Consider the following 17,210-nt stretch of genomic DNA (forward strand, 5'->3'; position numbering starts at 1 on the left):
ATGATGCTGCAGCCCAGTCATATTAAGCCAAACCCCTGATGACATGAACCAGCAATTCCTGCACTCCACTCAGCCAATCCATTTTCTTGCCCTGATGGAATTGTACGAACACAACTACATCCTCGTCCGTCGGCTATTCGGCGATCTAAAACGGCTGAAAACCGGGGATGAGTGCCCCTGGCATGCGGATGTCATCGCTCGGGTGCGCTCAGCCGAACGGCATACATTAGAGATTCATTTTACTGATCATCGACAACTTGACGCGAAGCAGCGCCCGATTCGCCTCAAGATCCGCATCTGCCACGACGCAAGAACCGCTGAACTGATCAGCAAAGCGCGCCGGAACCAATGCCTTGAGTCCAAAATAACCCTATGTATAAAAAAACAATTCGAGCAAAACCAACTACTGAAAATTTGGCTGACGGATCAACTGGATCGCCTTAGGCTACAAAACTAAAAAAATTCCTATGCCCAAGCGATTCACTCGGCTATTCTTTGGGAGACAAAAATGAAAAAACGATATTGAACCACCCAAAAAACAGGGGAATTCGTCATGCGCTTGACCACCAAGTGCCGCCACGCGGTCACTGCACTCATTCATCTCGCCAATCGAAGCAGCGAAGAACAAACCATCTCCCTCAGTGAAATCTCCGCGATTCAAGGCGTATCGCTGTCCTACCTAGAACAACTGTTTGCCAAGATGCGCCAAGCCGACCTCGTGATCGGCACCCGGGGCCCCGGGGGCGGCTATCGCTTAAACATGGCCGCCGATGAAATCAGCATCGCAGACATTCTCGACGCCATCGACGATCGCTGCCGCGACGATCGCCTGCAACACTTCGAAAAAGCCTGCCCGGACAAGCGCAACTTCGCACAAAATAAATGGAACGAATTTTCGCGCGACCTGTATCTCTACCTGTCCGGCATTCATCTCTCTCACTTTACAGATCCGGGATCCAGCAAACGCGAGTATGCACACGCCAGCACGCAACGCCGGGCGTATGAGCCACTGAGCAGCCTATAGAACGACATCCCCGATCTCTGACTTGCGATCTTCGGCAAACGCCTTATAATGCAAGCCCTTTTCACGCCGGTCGCGCAGGGGAGACCCAGCAAATTTGAGCGCGGCGGGCGGGCTTTCAATCTAAAACTTACGGGATAACTGCCTTCATGCCTTCAGTACGAGTCCGAGACAATGAGCCCTTCGAGGTTGCGGTTCGTCGCTTCAAGCGTTCATGCGAAAAAGCGGGAATCATCAGCGAACTGCGCGAGCGCGAGTTCTATGAAAAGCCGACCACCGAGCGCAAGCGCAAAAATGCGGCTGCCGTAAAACGCAACCAAAAGCGCTTGTTCAAAGAACAGGCTCGTCGTATCCGCTTGTACTAATCCACGCCTGTGCGCGTGGAATCGGAACCGCCCATGAGCGCTATCAAAGCCCGGCTGACCGAGGACATGAAAACCGCGATGAAGTCAGGCGACAAGTCTCGCTTGGGTGTCATCCGGCTATTACTCGCCGCCCTGAAGCAAAAAGAAGTCGATGAGCGTATCGTCCTCTCCGACGAGGATGTGCTCGGCATACTCACTAAACAGGCCAAGCAACGGCGCGAGTCGATTGCGCAGTTTCAAAGCGCGGGTCGGCAAGACCTCGTCGATGCCGAACAGGCAGAACTCGTCATCATCGAATCCTACCTACCTGCTTCGCTGGACGAACCCTCGATTCGTGCCGTGATCCAAGCGGAAATTGCCGTCCTTGGGGCAACCGGTGTTGCCCAAATGGGGGCCGTCATGAACGCAGTACGCGGCAAGCTGGCCGGACGAGCCGACATGGCGCAGGTTAGCCAATGGGTGAAGGCAGCGCTGACGAGCACTTGATCGGGCGACCTGCCACGCAGCGCACGCGCGCAACGATCGCGATAAAAGTTTCACTCGTGTCTGCGACAGACCGATATACTGAACCAACCCGTCGGTGACCCGCCCTGATCCGTGGCCTAGATCGCTGACGATATTCCTCACTGCATCAGGCAGGTTATTGCTGTTATGGGCGACCACTTCCAATTTCTGAATGTTCCTCGGCAAGATCCGGAAAAAACCGCCGCCGACACCCGCGTTCATCAATTCAAGGAAATTTACGGCCAGTTCACGCCAGAAAAAGCGGGCGAGCAGGCCGATCGTTGCCTTGAATGCGGCAACCCTTACTGTGAGTGGAAGTGCCCTGTCCACAACTACATCCCCAACTGGCTCAAACTGATCGCCGAAGGCAACCTGCTCGCCGCAGCGGAAATGTCGCACAAAACCAACTCGCTACCCGAAATTTGTGGCCGCGTCTGCCCGCAAGACCGCCTGTGCGAAGGCGCCTGCACCCTCAATGACGGCTTTGGCGCGGTCACCATTGGCTCGATTGAAAAATACATCACCGATGAGGCGTTCAAACTCGGGTGGCGTCCAGATATGTCTCATGTCACCCCAACCGACAAACGGGTCGCCATCATTGGCGCCGGTCCGGCTGGCTTGGGGTGTGCCGATATTCTCGCCCGCCACGGCGTCAAGGCCGTCGTCTTCGATCGCCATCCCCAAATTGGCGGCCTGCTCACATTCGGCATTCCTCCATTCAAGCTGGAAAAAGAGGTTCTGCAAACCCGGCGTGAAATTTTCGAAGGCATGGGCATCGAGTTCCGGCTCAATACCACGGTCGGCAAAGATATTTTGATCGGGCAGTTGCTCGAAGAGTTTGACGCCGTTTTCCTCGGCATGGGCACATACACGGCCATGAAAGGCGGCTTTCCCGGTGAAGATCTTATCGGAGTCCACGAAGCCCTGCCTTTCTTGATTGGCAACATCAACCACCTGATGGGCTATCACGGGCATGAACCCTATGTCGATGTCCGCGGCCAGCAGGTCGTGATTCTCGGCGGCGGCGACACCGCGATGGACTGCACCCGCACCTCCCTGCGTCAACAGGCCGAAAAGGTGACCTGCGTCTATCGCCGCGATGAAGAAAATATGCCCGGCTCCCGTCGCGAGGTCATGAATGCCCGCGAAGAAGGCGCAGAATTCCTGTTCAATCGCCAACCCGTCGAAATCATTGGGGAAAACGGAAGAGTCACGGGCGTTCGCTTCGTCCGCACCGAACTCGGCGCACCGGATAACCGGGGTCGCCGAGTGCCGCAGGTCGTCCCCCACTCTGAGCACATTGTCCCTGCGGACACCGTCCTCATTGCCTTTGGTTTTCGCCCTTCACCGGCCGCTTGGCTGAAAGAAATTGGGGTGGCGACCGATGACAGCGGCCGAGTGATCGCGCCGCAAACCCCGGGCAAACCGGCGTTCCAAACGACCAATCCCAAAGTGTTTGCGGGCGGTGACATGGTGCGCGGTTCCGATCTGGTGGTAACGGCCGTGTTCGAAGGCCGGAATGCCGCGTTCGGCATCCTGGATTATCTCAGCGTCTGACGGATCGCCAGCGAGCATCGTCTGGCGCAAGTGGAAATCCCCATGAGTACAGCTCCCTTAGCGAATGATCGTTTCTTGCGCGCGCTCCTACGCGAGCCCGTGGATTACACCCCGCTATGGATCATGCGCCAGGCCGGTCGGTACTTGCCGGAATACCGCGCGACCCGCGCCAAGGCGGGCGATTTCATGAGCCTGTGTCGCTCCGCCGAGCTGGCCTGCGAAGTCACCCTGCAACCATTGGATCGGTTCGATCTGGATGCCGCCATTCTGTTTTCCGACATTCTCACCGTCCCGGATGCCATGGGGCTCGGCCTATCGTTTGCCGCCGGCGAGGGGCCGGTTTTTGCGCGCCCCCTGCGTACGCGCCGCGAGATCGAACAACTGCCACTCATCGACCCGAACGACGAGCTGGGGTATGTGATGAAGGCCGTGCACACCATTCGCCTTGCGCTGAACGGCCGCGTCCCCTTGATCGGTTTTTCAGGCAGCCCGTGGACGCTCGCCACCTACATGGTCGAAGGCGGAAGCACCAAAGAGTTCGCGCACATTAAAGGGCTGATGTACAGCGATCCGGCGAGCGCACATCTGCTGCTCGACAAACTCAGCCGTGCGGTGACCGATTACCTGAACGCCCAAGTGCATAGCGGAGCGCAGGCTCTGATGATCTTCGACACCTGGGGAGGGGTACTCTCGCCAGACAAATACCGCGAATTTTCTCTGCGATATATGGAGAAGATCGTGGCGGGCTTGATTCGCGAACACGACGGGCGGCGGGTTCCGGTGATCGTCTTCACGAAAGGCGGCGGCGCTTGGGCTGCAGATATCGCCGCCATTGGCGCCGATGCGATGGGTGTGGACTGGACGAGCGATCTTGGCCAGATTCGCCAGCAGGTCGGCCATCGAGTCGCGCTCCAAGGGAATCTTGACCCGAGCGTACTGTATGCACCCGAATCCGTGATCGAGCAGGAAGTCGAGCGCGTGCTGGCGGCCTTCGGCCACGGCAATGGCCATGTATTCAACCTCGGTCACGGGATTCATCAGCATGTCGACCCTGAGCGCGTGCGCTTTCTGATCGACACCGTCCACCGCCTGAGCCGCCGCTACCACCAAGCCTGATTCCTGCGCTCTGGATTCAGCACCATGAAGCCGCGCTATGTCTTGTCGGCCTCGTCCGCCAACAATTCAGCCAGTTTAGCCGCAGAGGCGCGGGGGATGACCGCGCCACCGGCACCAAGCGGTGCTTCGCGAATGGCGGAAACGGCAAATAAAACCAAGTCAAACGGCACATCGAATGCGACGGTGCTCACCACGGTGGCGCGTTGGGTTCGTCCTCCGCGATAGTGGTATTGCCGCTCGGATTCACGAAACGGAATTTCCTTTTCGTACAAAAAATGCAATACCGCCTCGGGCGGATCCGCGAAAAGATGCAGAGTCACCGTGGACTGGCGATCGGCGGTGCCCGCGAGCACGGCGCCGACCAAACGCGGCGAAAACGCGGCGAAAAACGCCATGGCGCGCAGCGCTTCTTCACGCAAATGGCGCAGCGCTGCAGATTGTTCCTGGCGAAATACCAATTGGTACTGCCGAATCTCGGCGGTCAGTCGCTCATGATCCACCGTCGTAAAACGGGGATCCAAAGCCAACTGGAGGCGCGCCGCCGCCTTGCGCAGGGCGGCGGCATGGTCGAGGGTGGCATCTTCCGCGCACGCGCGTGCAGCGAGACGCAATACCGACACCGGAGCAGGGCCACCAGCCATTCATTCCCCTCAAAACAAATCGTTGAGTAAATGCTGCGGCACTTGCTGCGTAGGGATGGGCGCACTGTTCATTTCCGAAGCGTCCGCAGGCGCTTTGGTGACATCGAAATATTCTCGCACCCCACCACTACTCCCCGGCGGCAAGCGCTCGCCAGTCGTCGGATCAATCATGGCCTCCACCACGCCCGGTGGCGGCACATGCGGGGCTTTCGTAGGGGGCGGCAACATAGCGCGCATGAAATCCACCCAGATCGGCAAGGCGGCAGTACCGCCCACCTCCCGATGCCCCAGGGGCGTATTGTCATCGAAGCCCACCCAGGCGGTGGCGACCCAACCCGGGCCAAAGCCATTGAACCAGGCATCCCGCTGCTCATTGGTCGTGCCGGTTTTCCCCCCGATATCATCTCGCTTGAGCTCTCGGTATGCACGCGCCCCCGTCCCCATACGCACCACATCGCGCATTGCCGAACGCATCAGGAACGCATTCTGTGGGCTGATAATCCGGGGAGCGATACTCGGATCGGGTGAATCCAGCGGACAGTCATCACACAAATTCACCGAAGGATGCGTTTCTAACGGCACATGATTTGCGTCATCGACCTGAGCGATCAGGTAAGGCGTCACCCGATACCCTCCATTCACAAAAGTGGCATACCCCCCCACCAATTCCAGCGGCGTGAGGGTGTAACTCCCCAAGGCCATCGACAATGTCGGCTGCCAGTTTTTCGTCGGCAAACCAAACCGGCTCGCATATTTCAAGACATTCTCCGGACCGAGCGCCTCAATCAAGCGGATAGACACCAGATTCACTGAATGCACCAGAGCCATCCGCAGGCTCATCATGCCGCCGAATTTCTTTTCATAATTCTGCGGACGCCAATCCACCCCCTGACGAACCCCGTTTTTGATGACCACGGGCGAATCGTTGATCTGCGTGGCCAAGGTAAAGCCATGATCCAGCGCGGCAGAATACAAAAACGGCTTGAAACCGGAGCCGGGCTGCCGCTCAGCCTGGGTGACATGATTGAATTTGCTGTCATGCGCAAAATCAAACCCACCCACCAGGGCTCGAATGGCGCCGCTCTGAGGATCGAGCGCCACGAACGCCCCACTCACGGCAGGAATTTCCGCCAGCAGCGTTTTATTGTCCGGCAAGGACTGCAATCGAATCAGATCGCCCGGCGCCAGCACCGCATCCACGGTTTTGGGATGGGGTCCACAACGATTCACCGACTCATACTTACAGGCCCAACTCACCGCATCCAGAGTCAACTGCTGCTTGGCGCCCCCAGGGAGCAACACCGTGGCCGACTTCGCATCGGCCGAGAGCACCACGGCTGGCACCAGCCCACCCACCACCGGCGTATCATCCAGCTTCGCCTGCAAAGCGGCGGGATCACCCAACCACTTACCCCAATGATCTTCCGCGCCGCGATAGCCATGCCGGCGGTCATAAGCAAGCAGCTCGGTGCGTAACGCCGCCCGCGCGACCTGCTGCGCTTTGGGATCGATCGTCGTATGCACACTCAAACCCATTTCATAGGCGTTATCACCATACTTGGCCACCATTTGCTGGCGCACCATTTCCGCGACGAAAGGCGCGTGCGTCTGGATGACGGCACTCGCAAACAAATGACCCGGCAGCGTGGCTTGCATCGCCTGGTCATACTGCGCCTGATCGATATACCCCAATGCCAGCATCCGCCCCAGTACATAAGCGCGGCGAGCCAAGGCCCGATCGGGATTGGCCACGGGATTAACGCTAGAGGGCGCTTTGGGCAAGGACGCCAGCATCGCCGCTTCAGCCACCGTCAACTGATCCAACGACTTACCAAAATAGACTTGAGCCGCCGCCTTGACCCCGTAAGCGCGGTTGCCCAGAAAAATCTTGTTCAGATACAGCGTCATGATTTGCTCTTTACTGAGCGTATGTTCGATCTTGATCGCCAGCAGAATCTCCATCAACTTGCGGCTGTAGGTTTTCTCCCGACCGAGAAAGAAATTCCGCGCAACCTGCATAGTGATGGTTGAGCCCCCCTGCCCTTTGTGACCCGTTTTAACTAACTCATAGGCCGCACGAAACAGGCTCTGCAAATCCACCCCGCCGTGGGTGAAGAATCCATCGTCCTCCGCCGAAACAAAGGCATCAACCACCAGTTTTGGCAGCTCGGCATAGGTCACCGGAAAGCGTCGTTTCTCACCAAATTCCGCAATCAAACCGTCATCGGCGTCATAGACACGCATCGGAATCTGATATTGCACTGTCGACAAATCCGTCACATTCGGCAACTGGCTGTTGTAAATTTGATACACAACCCCCAGGCCACCGACCGCAAAAATCAACAAAAAACCAAACAGATACAGAACAATTTTGATAAGTTTCATTTAATTTCAGTTTACTCACGCTTCGAGGCCAACTCGGTAGCCTGATCACAAGAACATTCGACAAACCTACAGGTTTTGCCCTAGGATGCGTCGGTGGATTAAAAAGTGTGCGCGCCACCTTAGCGCACACCCAAAGGGAAGGGAATGACCGTGCCACTATTTAGCTCAAAAAATCCTCGTCTCGGTGTCGACATCAGCTCAACAGCCGTCAAGGTTTTGATGTTGGAGAAACACAAGAACAGTTATCGCCCGACTGCGTTCGCCATCGAACCGCTGACACCAGGGGCGGTGCAAGACAAAACCATCACGGACCCCGACACGGTCGCCGGCGCATTGAGCCGCGCATTGTCGCGATCCAGAGCCAAGACCAAGCACATCGTCATGGCCGTACCGGCCAGCGCGAGCGTGAGCAGAATCCTGACCATCAGTAATCCGGGGAACGAGTTTGAACTCGAGGAACAGGTGCGGATGGAGTCTGATCAATACATTCCTTTCCCGATGGATGAGGTCAGCCTGGATTTCGAGCCTGAGTCGCCCGAGGCCTTGATCAAGGCAGCCAAAAAGAAAGGCGCCGAGGTCGAGGGCAGCTTGCGCGTGATCATGGCGGCCACCCGAGCCAGTAATGTTGAAAGTCGTGTTGCGGTAGCCGAAGGCGCTGGCTTAACGGTTGATGTTATGGATGTCGAATCCTTCGCCATTCAAAACGCCTTCACGGAAATCATCGCCCCGACCCTGTCTGCCGAAGATCGAGCACAACCCGTGGCTCTTCTAGATGTTGGCGCGAATGTCACGACAATCAATGTGTTCAGTGGCAACAAAATCCTTTACAGCAAAGAACACGCGTTTGGCGGCAAACAACTCACCAACGAAATTTCGGCCTACTACGGTATATCCCCCGAAGAGGCCGAGGAGAAAAAACGCAACGACACCCTACCCGATGATTATCATCGAAAGGTTCTGCAACCCTTCATCGACAATATGGCGATGCAGATCGAGCGTTTCATCCAGTTTTACCACTCAGAACACAGCGGCAGCTCGATTGGGCTGATCCTGCTGGGTGGTGGGACCGCAAATACACCGGGCGTTATTGAACGGATCAACAATGAAACCGGCATTCGGACACGCACTGCGAATCCGTTTGTCGCCATCGGCCAAGGATCAAGGATATCAGCAGAGCTGCTCGCCAATCACGGCGCATCCATGCTGATTGCTTGTGGCCTCGCCTTACGGAGCTTTGACCAATGAGAAGAATTAACCTCCTCCCTTGGCGCGATGAACGCCGCCAGGCACTTCAACGCAATTTCGTCATTCACTTGGCGAGCAGCGTGGTGGTGGCCTTGGCGATCGGCGGCGGTATCCATCTGTACGAGCAGAACCAGATCGATAACCAAGATCAACGCAATCAGTATCTGAACGGCGTCATCAAGGATCTGGATCGAAAAATTCAATCCATCAACGAACTGAAAAAGAAAAAAGATGAGCTCATCGCTCGGATGCAGGTCATCGAGAAATTACAATCTAGTCGCCCCACCATCGTTCATTTGATGGAGGACTTTGTCAAAACGCTTCCCGACGGCATTCAACTCACCAGTATCTCGGTTTCGGGCGATAACAAAACCATTGCCATCCAAGGTTATGCCGATGCCCAGGCACGTGTCGCCGACTACCTGCGCCAGCTGAATAGCGCAGGCACAATTACCGGCGCGATCATCGTCGGCTCTGGGATCCTGGCACAAACCCCCGGCAAGGATCTCGCCCCAACCAGCCGGTATGTCTTTTCAATCACTGCCCAGGTTAAGCAACCCAAGGCAGCGGATGCGGCCAAGGAGCAATAAGAGATGGATCTCAATGAACTGAAGAATCTCGATTTCCAGACCATTGGTTTGGCGTCGCTCGGCACGAGAATGGTGATTTTCCTTTTCTTGATCGCGCTGATCGTCGGTGCCGTCATCTACTTCGACACCATGCCGCAACGCGATGAACTGGCTCAAAAGCAAACGCAAGAAGCCTCCTTGCTGACGACCATCGAATCCAAACAACGGCTGGCGGCCAACCTGAAAGCCTATCAAGATCAACTCAAGGAAATGCAGACCCGATTCGGCGAGTTGTTGCGACAACTCCCCAATAAGTCAGAGGCAGAAAATCTGATTGTCGATGTGGCACAAACCTCCTTGAAAAATGGCTTGAAGAATCGGCAAATTCAGCCAGGCACAGAAGTGAAACACACTTTCTATGCGGAGATGCCCTACACCTTGACACTGGAAGGAACCTACAACCAGCTCGCTAAGTTCATCAGCGACACGGCCAATTTGCCTCGCATTGTCACGCTGCATAACCCGACCATCAAGCCTGAAGCAGGAGACAAACCGGACATGAAGTCCCCCATGCTGGTCATGACGATCGTCACCAAAACTTACCGCTATCTAGAACAAGGTGAAATGGAGGGTGCCAAATGAAATTGCATCACTTGCCCCTCCCTAGCCGTCGTCATCTCTGGCTCGGTGCGCTATTCCCGCTAACCCTCGCGTTAGGTGGCTGTGCCAGTAACATGAATGATCTCACGCAGAAGGTCGACCAGATTCTTGCGCGCCCCGGGGGGAAAATCGAGCCCATCCCCGAAATGAAACCGCTCCCCAAATATAGTTATGTCGAAACGAGTGCACGCACGCCGTTTGAACCCCCAGTAACACAAAAGGCGAATCATGGGAACGGCATTTCTCCCGACATGAATCGCCCCAAAGAGCCGTTGGAAATGTACCCGCTCGATGCGCTCAGCATGAAGGGCATCATCGTACGCGGCGGCACAACTTACGCACTGGTTCGCGATGGGGATGGCGTCATCCACGAAATTCAGGTGGGCAACTACATGGGTCTCAACTACGGCAAAGTAGTCAGTATTACCAGCGACAAGATTACGCTCGAAGAAATCGTGCCCGATGGACAGGGCGGCTGGCGTAAGCAAACGGCGATCGTCCAGCAGAAATCGAACAAGTAATTCAAGGGGATAAGAAAATGTTGACAGTTGTTAGGGATGCACAATCAATTCATCGCCCACTCACGAGCGCCATTCGTCGTTCATTGGGAATTATCTCTGTCTCGCTATTGCTGCCCGCGCTTGCGCAGGCGGGCAATCTGGAGTCAGTCACAACTGAACGCGGCGCAGATGGCTCCGTAGTGGTTCATCTCAAACTTTCGGCGCCGCTCGCGGGTAATCCGGATAACTTCCAGATTGACAACCCGGCGCGGGTAGCAATTGATCTCCCCGGCACCGTGAATAGCACCGGGGAACGCAACCAAAAAATTGAGCTGGGCACGGTCAAATCCCTGGTCATGGCAGAAGCCGGGGGGAAAACCCGACTGGTATTCAACCTGAGCAAAACGACACCCTACGCCATTACCCCGCAAGGCAATGAAGTCACGGTGACATTCAAGCCCGCCGCTGTGGCCAACACGACAGCCAGCGGTGTTGCAGTCAGCACCGTGGCCGGCAATAACGCCAGTACCGCCATGGATCGGGGGCAGAACATTGATTTCCGTCGCGCCAGCGATGGCGCTGGCCGGCTGCTCGTTCTGACTGGCGGACCGAACACCCCGATGCACATCAAGCGGGAAGGCAGCAACATCATTATCGACCTCCCCAACACCAAGGTGGAAACGGGGCGTTTTGATGTCAAAGATTTCGCCACACCCGTGGAAAATGTTGATGTCCGCTCCGTTGGCAATGGAAGCCGCATCACGCTCGTGACGCGCAACGCCGGGGAGCACCTCGCCTATCAGACCGATAACCGGCTCGTGATCGAGGTCAAACCGGTACCTGTCAACGCGAACGGGCAACAGGTCGGCGAGAAAAAATATACCGGCCAACGCCTGACCCTCAAATTCCAAGACATTCAGATTCGTCCGCTACTGCAATTGATTGCCGACTTTACCGGCAACAACATCGTGGTCAGCGATGATGTGAAAGGTTCGATTAGCCTCCGGCTCGAAAATGTACCGTGGGATCAAGCGCTTGACCTCATTCTGACCACCAAGGGTCTGTCGATGCGTAAAAATGGCAATGTCATGTATGTTGCCCCGACGGCCGACATCGTCGCCCGTGACAAGGCGGAGCTGGAGGCTCGGCAACAGTCCCAGCAATTGGCGCCCCTGGTTACCGACATTGTGCAGATCAACTACGCCAAGGCCGATGATATTTACAAGCTCCTGGAATCCGCCTCGAAGTCCGGTGACCAGGGCAAAGGCGGCAAGCAAGGCGGCGATGATACCCAGCAACGCTTCCTCACCGATCGGGGAAGCATGACCGTCGATCCTCGTTCAAACAGCATCATCATTACGGATACCGCAGATGCCCTGGATCGTATCCGTGATCTCATCAAAAAGCTGGACAAACCCGTTCGACAAGTACTGATCGAAACCCGGATCGTGATTGCGACCGATAATTTTGCCCGTCAACTGGGGGTGCGCTGGGGGGTCCAAGCAGGATTCAACCGCAGCGGTAGCACATTTGGGCTAGGCGGCACCGCACCAGGCTTGACACCTGGCGGAACGCTGCCAACAACAACAACACTGAATGGTGGCAGCATATCGACCCCGGGAACATTGGCCTCTAATGGCACAGTTACCACTGCCAACCCAGGCGGCTGGATGGTCAATACGCCCATCAGTGGCACCCCCACCGGCGGCCTCGGCCTCGCTATTCTTGGTTCGAATGTACTGCTTGATCTTGAGCTTTCTGCACTGCAGTCCGAAGGGACTGGCGAGATTGTTTCCAGCCCGAAAGTCATTACCACCAATGGCCATGCCGCGTTGATCAGCCAAGGGACGGAAATCCCGTATATCGCGCAGCAAACCACGGGCGGAGTGGCAACCAACACAGTAAGCTTCAAAAAGGCCGTTCTATCGACCGAGGTTACGCCGCAAATCACGCCGAACAACAACATCATCATGGACATCAATGTCAAGAAGGATGAACCGGATTACACCAATATGTTGCCGGGAACGACAAACCCACCAATCAACACGCGTGAAGTAAAAACCAAGGTAGAGGTCAAAAATGGTGAGACCGTCGTGCTAGGCGGGATTTACCAGTTCCAAAACACAACCTCACTGAATAAGGTGCCATTCTTCGGGGACTTGCCGGGTCTTGGCAACCTCTTTAAGGATCGTGAAGTCAATAAACAGCGGCTTGAACTGTTGATCTTCGTTACACCGAAGATCATCGATAGCGATCAATCTCTTGCAGGGTCTAATTAATACCCATATTGGATTGATATAGTTATAAGCCCCGACTTGGTTCGGGGCTTTTTTTCGCAGGAGATTTTTCCAACAGGATGTTGAAAAAGGGCTTTCCTACCCTTTTTCAATTCGGCTTGTCGCGGCGGGCTTACGCCAGCTTCGCGCTCATGTCTAACGCGAAGCTGGCGCAAGCCCGCGACGGCCTCAGAATATCAATCACTTAACATGATTGATTTTCGTGCAAGCCATCCATGGCTTGCCTTAGCAGGCCGTTGAAAGGGTTTTTCAACGGCCTGCTAAAACAGACATTAAAAAGGCTCGCCGAAGCGAGCCCTTACCTGACCAGGCACCCAGCCGGGTGCCGTAAGATCCCCTTTACATCATGCCGTCCATGCCGCCCATGCCACCGGCCGGGACTGCCGGCGCATCTGCTTTCGGCAATTCGGCAATCATGCACTCGGTGGTAATCATCAACCCGGCGACGGAGCCCGCATTTTGCAACGCGGAACGGGTGACCTTCGTCGGATCCAGAATCCCCATTTCAACCATGTCACCAAAGGTGCCATTGGCTGCATCATAGCCATAGTTGCCCTTGCCCGCACGAACCTGGTTGACCACGACGGAAGGCTCTTCACCACAGTTGGCGACGATTTGACGCAGCGGGTCTTCCATTGCGCGCAGGGCAATGTTGATACCCATGTTTTGATCAGAGTTGGCTCCAGTCAGCCCACGGATGGCTTCGAGTGCGCGAATCAGCGCGACCCCACCACCAGGGACAATCCCCTCTTCAACCGCTGCGCGCGTGGCATGCAACGCGTCGTCTACGCGATCTTTCTTCTCTTTCATTTCGACTTCGGTCGCGGCACCAACTTTGATGACTGCCACACCGCCCGCCAGTTTGGCAATGCGCTCTTGCAGCTTCTCTTTGTCGTAGTCGGAAGTCGTGGTTTCCAATTGGGCACGGATCTGGGTCACGCGGCCTTCAATGTCTTCTTTGCCGCCCAAGCCACCAATAATGGTGGTGTTTTCTTTGCTGACCACGATGCGTTTGGCACGCCCCATGTCGTCGAGCGTGACTTTTTCCAGGCTCAAGCCCACCTCATCTGAAATGACTTGGCCGCCGGTCAGGATGGCGATGTCTTGCAACATCGCTTTACGACGGTCACCAAAGCCCGGGGCTTTAACCGCAGCGACCTTGACGATGCCGCGCATGACATTGATCACCAGCGTCGCCAGTGCTTCGCCTTCAATGTCTTCTGCGATGATCAGCAGCGGCTTGCCTGCCTTGGCCGCCCCTTCGAGCGCAGGCAGCAATTCACGGATGTTGCTGATTTTTTTGTCGTGCAGCAGGATGAAGGGGTCTTCCAGTTCGGCCGACATGGTCTTTTGGTTGTTGACGAAATAGGGCGAAAGATAGCCGCGATCGAACTGCATCCCTTCGACCACATCCAGTTCATTCTCGAAGCCGGAACCTTCTTCTACGGTGATGACGCCATCTTTACCGACTTTGGCCATGGCCTCGGCGATGATTTTGCCGATGGACTCATCCGAGTTTGCGGAAATGGTTGCGACTTGGGCGATTTCTTTGTTGTCTGAGCAGGGCTTGGAGATTTTCTTCAATTCTTCCACTGCCGCCGTGACCGCTTTGTCGATCCCGCGTTTGAGATCCATCGGATTCATGCCAGCGGCTACGGCCTTAAGCCCTTCACGCACAATCGCGGCGGCCAGCACGGTCGCGGTGGTGGTGCCATCGCCCGCGATGTCGGCGGTTTGGGAAGTCACTTCCTTCACCATCTGCGCGCCCATATTTTCGAATTTGTCTTCAAGCTCGATTTCACGGGCAACAGACACACCATCTTTGGTCACATGCGGCGCACCGAAACTTTTTTCGATCACGACATTCCGCCCTTTCGGCCCCAGCGTCACCTTCACGGCATCGGCCAACACATTCACACCACGCAGCATGCGATCCCGCGCGGCACTGGAAAAACGAACTTCTTTAGCAGCCATTGATTACATCCTCCAAAAACAAAAAATCGGGTGAAAATTACGCTTCAATGACGGCAAGCAAATCATCCTCGCCCATCATCAGCAGTTCCTCGTCGTTCACTTTGACCTTGGTGCCCGCGTATTGGTTGAACAACACATGATCACCCACCTTGACACCCATCGGGCGCACTTCGCCCTTTTCATTGCTTTTGCCCGGGCCGGCCGCAACCACTTCACCCCGGTTGGGCTTTTCGGTCGCGGAGTCCGGCAGAACAATCCCGAACGCAGTTTTGCGCTCTTCTTCAACGCGCTTGATCAACACACGGTCATGCAGGGGACGAATTTTCATAGAGATCACTCCATATCAATGCAGGTTGAGAATCATGCGCCTTGGCAGGCGCCCCGATAGCGAATTCCCTTATTGAGGGCAACTCGGAAAAATTCAAGTGCTGGGTGCATCAAAACTCCTCCAAACCGATCCACTGTCACGGCCAAGCTTCGCGATATACTGAGCCAGACGCCGTACCGTCGGCATTTTGATAGGAGCCATCCCATGTCGCAACCCAGCTTTTCGAGCCATATCCAAGTGCCCACAGGTGAACGCATTATCGCTAACCCCGACGGCAGCCTGACCGTACCGAACCATCCCATCATCCCTTTCATCGAAGGCGACGGCATTGGGGTGGATATCACCCCAGTAATGCACAAAGTCATCGATGCCGCTGTTCAAAAAGCCTATGGCGCGCAGCGAAAAATCGCCTGGATGGAGGTGTTTGCCGGCGAGAAAGCGGCAGCGGTGTATGCCGAGGATAAAAGCGGCCTGCCCCAAGACACCATGACGGCGGTGCGTGACTATGTCGTCTCCATCAAAGGGCCGCTCACCACCCCCGTGGGGGGCGGCATCCGCTCCTTGAATGTCGCTCTGCGACAACAATTGGATCTGTATGTCTGCCTGCGCCCCGTGCGTTACTTTGCGGGCACGCCCAGCCCACTCAAACAGCCGGAAAAAACCGATATGGTGATTTTCCGGGAGAATTCTGAAGATATTTACGCCGGTATCGAATGGGCGGCCGGCACACCCGAAGCGAAAAAGGTCATCGAATTTTTGCAACACGACATGGGCGTGACCAAAATTCGTTTTCCTGAATCCTCCGGCATCGGCATCAAGCCCGTCTCCCGCGAAGGCACCGAGCGACTGGTTCGCAAAGCCATGGAATATGTGATTGATAACGACCGCCCATCCCTAACCTTGGTTCACAAGGGCAATATCATGAAGTTCACCGAAGGTGGCTTCAAAAACTGGGGATACGAGCTCATCAAAAAGGAATTCGGCGCGACGGAAATCGGCGGGGGCTGGTATCAATGCCGAAATCCAAAAACAGGAAAAACCATAACCATCAAAGACAGCATTGCCGACGCCTTCCTGCAGCAGATTCTCCTCAAACCGGAAGAGTACGATGTCATCGCCACCTTGAATCTGAACGGCGATTACATCTCCGACGCACTGGCCGCACAGGTCGGCGGCATTGGCATCGCGCCGGGCGCCAATCTCTCCGACAGCGTTGCCATGTTTGAGGCGACCCACGGCACCGCGCCCGATATTGCCGGGAAAAATCTCGCCAACCCTGCCTCGCTCATCCTTTCCGCTGAAATGATGCTGCGCCATATGGGATGGTTTGAAGCGGCGGACCTCGTCCTCAAAGGCGTGGAAGGTGCCATTCTGGGCAAAAAAGTGACGGGCGACTTTGCCCGGCTCATGCCCGATGCCACACAAATCGGCAGCGATGCCTTCGGTGATGAAATCATTCGCCATATGAACTAACCAACGCTCTTAAGGGGGCACACCCGCGCCCCCAATTTTGCCCTTGTAGCTCAGTGGATAGAGCATTCGCCTCCTAAGCGAAGGGTCGCAGGTTCGATTCCTGCCTTGGGCGCCAATCAAAGCCACTTCACGAAAAGACTTGGCGGTATACCTGCCAGTACAGGCATTTTGCGCCAGTCGTTGCAATGCAAATGTAGCCGTGAAGCCAATAAAAAAACCCGCCGAGGCGGGTTTAAGCGGTAAACCGCACAATCCGGCAGGTGCCCGGATTATGCAGCGTTTGCCTTATTTTTTCGGAGCTGCGTGGTGTTTTTTCGGGGCGACATGATGCTTTTTCGGGGCAGCATGATGCTTTTTCTTCACCACTTTATGCGCAGCCGCGTGGTGTTTAACCGCAGGTTCGGCGGCCATTGCGGCTGAACCAAACGCCATGGCACCGGCGACACAGGCGGCAATCACCCACTGAATTGATTTGTTGCTCATCTTCAATTTCCTCGCTTACTTTGTTCAAAGGCAACTACATAATATCGCTAATTATTGCAATTGAACACTTGGCGGGTCTTAATTTTTCTATA

The 17,210-nt window shown here is 55.6% G+C and carries 17 protein-coding genes, 1 tRNA gene and 1 pseudogene; 14 read left to right on the forward strand and 5 right to left on the reverse strand.

The features are described 5' to 3' along the window. Positions 1 to 43: 43 nt before the first annotated feature. The 6 genes from VOI35_RS07975 (at position 44) to hemE (ending at position 4,563) form a co-directional block, all read left to right on the forward strand. Positions 44 to 457 carry a DUF1249 domain-containing protein gene (locus VOI35_RS07975; RefSeq protein WP_407275532.1) on the forward strand — a complete coding sequence of 138 codons (414 nt, stop codon included), beginning with the start codon at positions 44 to 46 and terminating at the stop codon, positions 455 to 457. 96 nt (positions 458 to 553) lie between these two features. Continuing rightward, positions 554 to 1,024, forward strand: a complete 471-nt coding sequence (locus tag VOI35_RS07980; protein WP_407275533.1) for an Rrf2 family transcriptional regulator — start codon at positions 554 to 556, stop codon at positions 1,022 to 1,024. A gap of 146 nt (positions 1,025 to 1,170) precedes the next feature. Further along, entirely contained in the window at positions 1,171 to 1,386 is a 216-nt protein-coding gene (rpsU, locus tag VOI35_RS07985) for a 30S ribosomal protein S21 (RefSeq protein ID WP_407275534.1), read from the forward strand. Between the two features lie 33 nt (positions 1,387 to 1,419). Further along, the gene (locus VOI35_RS07990) at positions 1,420 to 1,872 is read left to right on the forward strand and encodes a GatB/YqeY domain-containing protein (protein ID WP_407275535.1); all 453 of its coding nucleotides are present in this window, start codon (positions 1,420 to 1,422) and stop codon (positions 1,870 to 1,872) included. A 165-nt stretch (positions 1,873 to 2,037) separates the two neighbouring features. Next, positions 2,038 to 3,447, forward strand: coding sequence for an FAD-dependent oxidoreductase (locus VOI35_RS07995; protein ID WP_407275536.1), 1,410 nt, complete (start codon positions 2,038 to 2,040; stop codon positions 3,445 to 3,447). Positions 3,448 to 3,489: 42 nt separating this feature from the next. Continuing rightward, entirely contained in the window at positions 3,490 to 4,563 is a 1,074-nt protein-coding gene (gene hemE, locus VOI35_RS08000; RefSeq protein WP_407275537.1) for a uroporphyrinogen decarboxylase, read from the forward strand. A gap of 35 nt (positions 4,564 to 4,598) precedes the next feature. On the opposite strand, the gene VOI35_RS08005 is transcribed toward hemE, so the two are convergent. Beyond that, positions 4,599 to 5,204 carry a hypothetical protein gene (locus tag VOI35_RS08005; RefSeq protein WP_407275538.1) on the reverse strand — a complete coding sequence of 202 codons (606 nt, stop codon included), beginning with the start codon at positions 5,202 to 5,204 and terminating at the stop codon, positions 4,599 to 4,601. Positions 5,205 to 5,213: 9 nt separating this feature from the next. Further along, a complete protein-coding gene (locus VOI35_RS08010) occupies positions 5,214 to 7,589 on the reverse strand; it encodes a penicillin-binding protein 1A (protein WP_407275539.1) in 2,376 nt (791 codons plus the stop codon). A gap of 144 nt (positions 7,590 to 7,733) precedes the next feature. On the opposite strand from VOI35_RS08010, the gene pilM reads away from it, so the two are divergent. The 6 genes and pseudogenes from pilM to VOI35_RS08040 all read left to right on the forward strand — a co-directional run bounded on the left by pilM (position 7,734) and on the right by VOI35_RS08040 (position 12,842). Next, positions 7,734 to 8,834: a type IV pilus assembly protein PilM gene (gene pilM, locus VOI35_RS08015; protein ID WP_407275540.1), complete on the forward strand. Its 1,101-nt coding sequence runs from the start codon at positions 7,734 to 7,736 to the stop codon at positions 8,832 to 8,834. A gap of 92 nt (positions 8,835 to 8,926) precedes the next feature. Continuing rightward, entirely contained in the window at positions 8,927 to 9,424 is a 498-nt protein-coding gene (locus VOI35_RS08020; RefSeq protein WP_407275541.1) for a PilN domain-containing protein, read from the forward strand. A 3-nt stretch (positions 9,425 to 9,427) separates the two neighbouring features. Continuing rightward, a complete protein-coding gene (locus VOI35_RS08025; RefSeq protein WP_407275542.1) occupies positions 9,428 to 10,045 on the forward strand; it encodes a type 4a pilus biogenesis protein PilO in 618 nt (205 codons plus the stop codon). After that, positions 10,042 to 10,584: a pilus assembly protein PilP gene (locus VOI35_RS08030; RefSeq protein WP_407275543.1), complete on the forward strand. Its 543-nt coding sequence runs from the start codon at positions 10,042 to 10,044 to the stop codon at positions 10,582 to 10,584. Before VOI35_RS08025 ends, VOI35_RS08030 begins: the two co-directional genes overlap by 4 nt. A gap of 17 nt (positions 10,585 to 10,601) precedes the next feature. Then, positions 10,602 to 11,003, forward strand: a pseudogene (locus VOI35_RS08035) (AMIN domain-containing protein); the annotation flags it as partial. A 6-nt stretch (positions 11,004 to 11,009) separates the two neighbouring features. Then, a complete protein-coding gene (locus VOI35_RS08040; protein WP_407276819.1) occupies positions 11,010 to 12,842 on the forward strand; it encodes a type IV pilus secretin PilQ in 1,833 nt (610 codons plus the stop codon). Positions 12,843 to 13,199: 357 nt separating this feature from the next. Here the strand turns inward: VOI35_RS08040 and groL are convergent, their stop codons facing one another. Together groL and groES are read right to left on the reverse strand one after the other, a co-directional pair. Then, positions 13,200 to 14,834 (reverse strand): chaperonin GroEL, encoded by a 1,635-nt coding sequence (groL, locus tag VOI35_RS08045; protein ID WP_407275544.1) that lies wholly within the window; start codon positions 14,832 to 14,834, stop codon positions 13,200 to 13,202. Positions 14,835 to 14,871: 37 nt separating this feature from the next. Next, the gene (gene groES, locus VOI35_RS08050; RefSeq protein WP_407275545.1) at positions 14,872 to 15,162 is read right to left on the reverse strand and encodes a co-chaperone GroES; all 291 of its coding nucleotides are present in this window, start codon (positions 15,160 to 15,162) and stop codon (positions 14,872 to 14,874) included. Between the two features lie 204 nt (positions 15,163 to 15,366). Between groES and icd the strand changes: the two genes are divergently transcribed. Together icd and VOI35_RS08060 are read left to right on the forward strand one after the other, a co-directional pair. Continuing rightward, the gene (gene icd / locus VOI35_RS08055) at positions 15,367 to 16,635 is read left to right on the forward strand and encodes an NADP-dependent isocitrate dehydrogenase (RefSeq protein WP_407275546.1); all 1,269 of its coding nucleotides are present in this window, start codon (positions 15,367 to 15,369) and stop codon (positions 16,633 to 16,635) included. A gap of 39 nt (positions 16,636 to 16,674) precedes the next feature. Further along, a tRNA-Arg gene (locus VOI35_RS08060) sits at positions 16,675 to 16,750 on the forward strand. Positions 16,751 to 16,920: 170 nt separating this feature from the next. Here VOI35_RS08060 and VOI35_RS08065 read toward each other — a convergent pair. Further along, the gene (locus VOI35_RS08065; protein WP_407275547.1) at positions 16,921 to 17,118 is read right to left on the reverse strand and encodes a hypothetical protein; all 198 of its coding nucleotides are present in this window, start codon (positions 17,116 to 17,118) and stop codon (positions 16,921 to 16,923) included. Between the last annotated feature and the right edge of the window lie 92 nt (positions 17,119 to 17,210).

It is taken from the genome of Halothiobacillus sp. DCM-1 (assembly GCF_045689735.1).
Classification (GTDB): domain Bacteria; phylum Pseudomonadota; class Gammaproteobacteria; order Halothiobacillales; family Halothiobacillaceae; genus Halothiobacillus.